This is a genomic window from Chloroflexus sp. (assembly GCF_034435895.1).
Taxonomy (GTDB): Bacteria; Chloroflexota; Chloroflexia; order Chloroflexales; family Chloroflexaceae; genus Chloroflexus.
Map to the genome: position 1 here is coordinate 1 of NZ_DAOTWH010000113.1, position 4,068 is coordinate 4,068.

Annotated in this window: 3 protein-coding genes and 1 pseudogene; all 4 read right to left on the reverse strand. The window is 57.9% G+C overall.

What is annotated here, in order from left to right; all coding sequences use genetic code 11:
- Window positions 1-84 precede the first annotated feature (84 nt).
- On the reverse strand, window positions 85-558 hold the full coding sequence (locus U9R81_RS06695; protein WP_322494733.1) for a hypothetical protein: 474 nt from the start codon (window positions 556-558) through the stop codon (window positions 85-87).
- On the reverse strand, window positions 555-1,370 hold the full coding sequence (locus U9R81_RS06700) for an FAD-binding domain-containing protein (RefSeq protein WP_322494734.1): 816 nt from the start codon (window positions 1,368-1,370) through the stop codon (window positions 555-557). The genes U9R81_RS06695 and U9R81_RS06700 overlap by 4 nt, the downstream gene beginning before the upstream one ends.
- 102 nt (window positions 1,371-1,472) lie before the next feature.
- A complete protein-coding gene (locus tag U9R81_RS06705; protein ID WP_322494735.1) occupies window positions 1,473-2,702 on the reverse strand; it encodes a DarT ssDNA thymidine ADP-ribosyltransferase family protein in 1,230 nt (409 codons plus the stop codon).
- Between the two features lie 52 nt (window positions 2,703-2,754).
- A pseudogene (locus tag U9R81_RS06710) lies at window positions 2,755-4,068 on the reverse strand (anti-sigma factor); the annotation flags it as partial.

Here is a 4,068-nt window from a genome sequence, read left to right on the forward strand (position 1 = left end):
AGTTGATCGTATGGAATTTCAAGGCAAAGTCGCCATTGTCGCCGCCGGTGACAATGGCGACTTTGCCTTGAAATTCCATACGATCTACTCCACATCGTGCTCAGCAGGCAAGACCGGCCCAGTTCCGGTTGGACGCAGCGCCTCAGCGGCGACTCGCCGCCAGAAGGCGCTAAACCGGCGCGGCGGCTCGCCACGCCACGTCACAAACACCGGTGGTTCATGCACCACCACCTGCAACCCGGCGGCGCGCAACTCGGCCACATACTGCCGGAAACGCGGCGCCACGCTCGCCGTCACATGCACCGCCGTCGCCTGCTGTTCAGCAGCAAACGCTCGCACTTCCTCTACCACCACCCCGCGCCGGATACTGCCAGTGCGCCCGGCAATCGCCTCCAACGCGCATTCGTACAAAAAGAAGAGCCGCTTAAAGCTGAGCTGGGCCGCCGCCAAGAACGGCTCGTCAAACACGAAGATCGCCGGCGCAGCCGGATTGGCCAGCAGCGCCGGATCGGTCGGGCTGAGACTATCGCCGTGGAGCCACACGATCGCGCCGCTCATCGCCGCCCCTCAAGGTCTGCCAGTGATACGCCAAACAGGCGCTGCGCCAGATTCTCGTAGCTATCGTCGAACGGGCAACCGCTGGCAGCGAGGGGACAACGCGCGCAAAACTCGCCACCGCTGAACCGTTCGACATTGTGGCGGTTGAAGATATACGGTTTGTGACTGAAGGTGCTGCCGACCCACTGCCATGACAAGCTATTCGAGGCCGGATCGCCATCGAGCAGGTGGCGGTAGAAGAGGTCAGCCCCCTCGCGCCAATCCACGCCGAGCCAGTGTTGCAGGTAGGCAGCCACCCACATGCGGGCATGGTTGTGCATATAGCCGGTCGTGTACAGCTCGCGCAGTGACTCATCGATACACACGAGACCGGTGCTGGCCGCTACCACCTCTGGCGGCAACTGGCGGCGCGGCGCGCGGGAACGATGCTTTGCCGGCTCAAGATCGTGCTGGATCCGGTCGCCGAGTTGGGCATACACCAATTGCCAGAATGCGCGCCATGCCAGTTCATTGACGAATTTTTCGGTATCAGGCGTATAACCAAACCGGGTCAGAATCGAATCGCGCACCTCGGCCAGCGTGAGCACCCCGTGGCGCAGGTATGGCGAGAGGGCGGAAACGCCGCGTTTCGCGACATCGTTCCGAGTACGAGCATAGCCGCGCGCATCGAACGCGCGTAACCGGCGCAACGCTGCCCGCCTCCCACCCCGAATCGGCGACGGAATCGCCGGGCCAGCGTACAAGCCGTCTAGCGCGCCGGCGAGATACGCCACCTGATCAGCGCGAGTTGTCACATCGGTACGAAGCTGCATTGTAAATTCGTCGTTATGCTTTTCTTTCGAGTATACCACGAGTTGGGAAAGCAAGTACATGCAGCTACCAGAGTCTGCAAAATCATGGCCTAATGACAAATCCTAAGCAGCTTTGTCAAGTAAAAATTCTGGGGTTAGTAACTCTGGGGCAATCGGTTTCTCTCGTGGCAAATAGATCGCGACTGGAATCGACAGCGGGACGAGATAGCGGCACATTAGCGGCCCCACATCACGCCAATCCAGTCCGCCTAAGCCGCAGCCAAGCGCCGGTATCGCTAATGAGCGAATGCCTTCTGACTGATGGTGATCTTGCAACCACTGCAAGCCCTGCTCGATGCCTTTAAGATTGGACGGTTCGCGCCAATGCCGTTTCGTGGCAAATAGCAAAAACCACTTGTTGGCATTGGGATTGGCAAGCGAAGCCGGCTCATCAGCTAACTCTTTATCGATGGAGGCTTCTCGCCGGTAGAGATATGGCTTACCCAATTGTAACTTCTTGCTCCGGCAAGCATCTTGATACACCACATACACATCAGGAAATTGATACTTGGCCCGCGACGCTAACCCTTTGCCCATCACCCCCACCGTATTGACGCTAATGGTCAAGGTTTGCTGATGCGAAAAGAACAGATCGCCATCCACCAACGTGATCGTATCGGTAAGTCGCTTTGAGGAATTCGGTCGAAAAAACATATTTGGCTCAGGAACAACATCAATTGGCGCATCAGGCAATAGTTGGCGAACGTAGTCAACTGTTTTGTGGTCAGCGGTATAGATTGTTTGCAAATACGATGGCGGTATGCGATCCGGCGCTAGGAATTCAGCCATGATCTGGCGCTTTGATCCATCGGCTTCCCGCCACCACTCTTTATCCCAAATCTTTCTCAATGCAGCCAGATGTTGCAATCCCTCGGCCAACGGCCAAATGGTTGACAATGAATGAGCAGCATTGCCATCAGAAACAAAACATCCCGGTACTTCCATCACTTTTGGATCAACGCCAATCACAACGACGTTCCCAATGCCCGCTTGCTTCACAACGCGATACAGCATCGGATTCCGCGGCTGAAAGTAGAGATTGGCGAATTCACCCAAGCTGCGACCATCAGGCGTGTGCCGTTCGCGCCGGCGCAAAACAATGTTCTCATCATAAACCGGTGTCGGCGATAGTCCGTTAGCCTCGACTTGAGCATGTGACAAGATACCGTGCTGTATGATCGAAGGAAGATTGTCGCGATGGGTGATGTAAAAGAGGCTGCGTATGTTCAGTTTGGTTCTGGCCATCGTCCGATCCGCTGCTATGCTTCCGCCTTGTACACTCGTCTCAATCATAACATCACCAACCACGAAATACAAACACTTGTTCTAAAAATTAGTCAGATTGTTAACGTCTGGGGATAAACCATGCCGCCTGCGCGCGCACATCAATGCTGTAGAGCGGGCGCAACGACGCGATTATCGCGCGCACCTCATCAAGAGTGAAACCGGTGGTTTCGAGCGCAAGCCGCACATTACTCCCGCGCCGGTTGGCATTCGTCTCAATCGCGACCCGATACCGCTGCCCGCGCGCTGGCTCGATCCGCACCCGCCATGGGCCGATCACGTCGGTTGGAATGGCGCTATCAATGCCCGGCAGCCGGTCAAAGGTGAGAATCAATTGCTTGCCAGCACCAATATAGATTGCGCCATTGATGCGCGGGCCGCGCCATCCCAGCAAGACCGCCCGTTCGATTCCATCAGGGACAGTCGCTGGCAATACCAGCGCGTCAGAGACTTCCCGGATCGCGCTTGGTTCGATCACGTTGCCCAACCGCACCAACGGCCATGCCGGATCAACCAGCGGCTGCACCGGCATACCAGATATTTCTGCCCGCCCGTTCCATGCTCGCTCGAAGGTGAAGGCATCGCGGATCTGCTCGCCGGTGACGAGCCAATTAAATGCAACCAACTGCCACACCACCCGGCTGGTTTGGGTGCCGCCGGGTGGCCCAATCAACTCGGTGATATTCAGCACGTGACCATCAGCCTCGCCAATCGCCATCAGCACCGTTACCGGTTCGGCAACGTCTGCCGGAACATCAACCGGACTTATCCCGCGAAAGCTGACGATATACGCCAACCGCTTGCCGATCCGTTGCCGGCCCAGCAAGCGCAGATCAGGCGCTACCGCAGCTTGGCGCAAGTAGTTGAGCGGTATGATCCACGGCCCGCCGGCGCGGCGGGCGATCAATGCGGCTTGTTGCTGATCGGGATCAGCCGCACTCACCACCAACGCCGGTTCGTTCGGGAGTGCTGGAACCGGTAGATCACCATACAACACTGGCGCATACGCGCCATCGAGCGCGTAATACAAGCGGCGCTCGCCGTCGCCGAGCTGAAATTCATACGGTGCGCCGCCCTCGACGTGACGCAATTGCAAGCGGTGGCGGGCTGGATTAGCGCGATCGTGCCAGATTTCGGCATACAATGGGGCAACAGTACGGTTGTTGAAATACCAGAGGGTCTGGTAACGCGCCTGCCACACTGGCGGGCCTTCTGGTTCGGGGATGCCGCCATGAGCCAAGGCCCGCGCCACTAATTCGTCTGCCCGCACGACCGGTTCGTTGGCGCCAGTGGCCACGACTGTAACCGGATTTCTGAACATACCGGGCAATACGAGGATCGCTATGAGTACCACTAGCGCCGCCGCCGGCGCCGC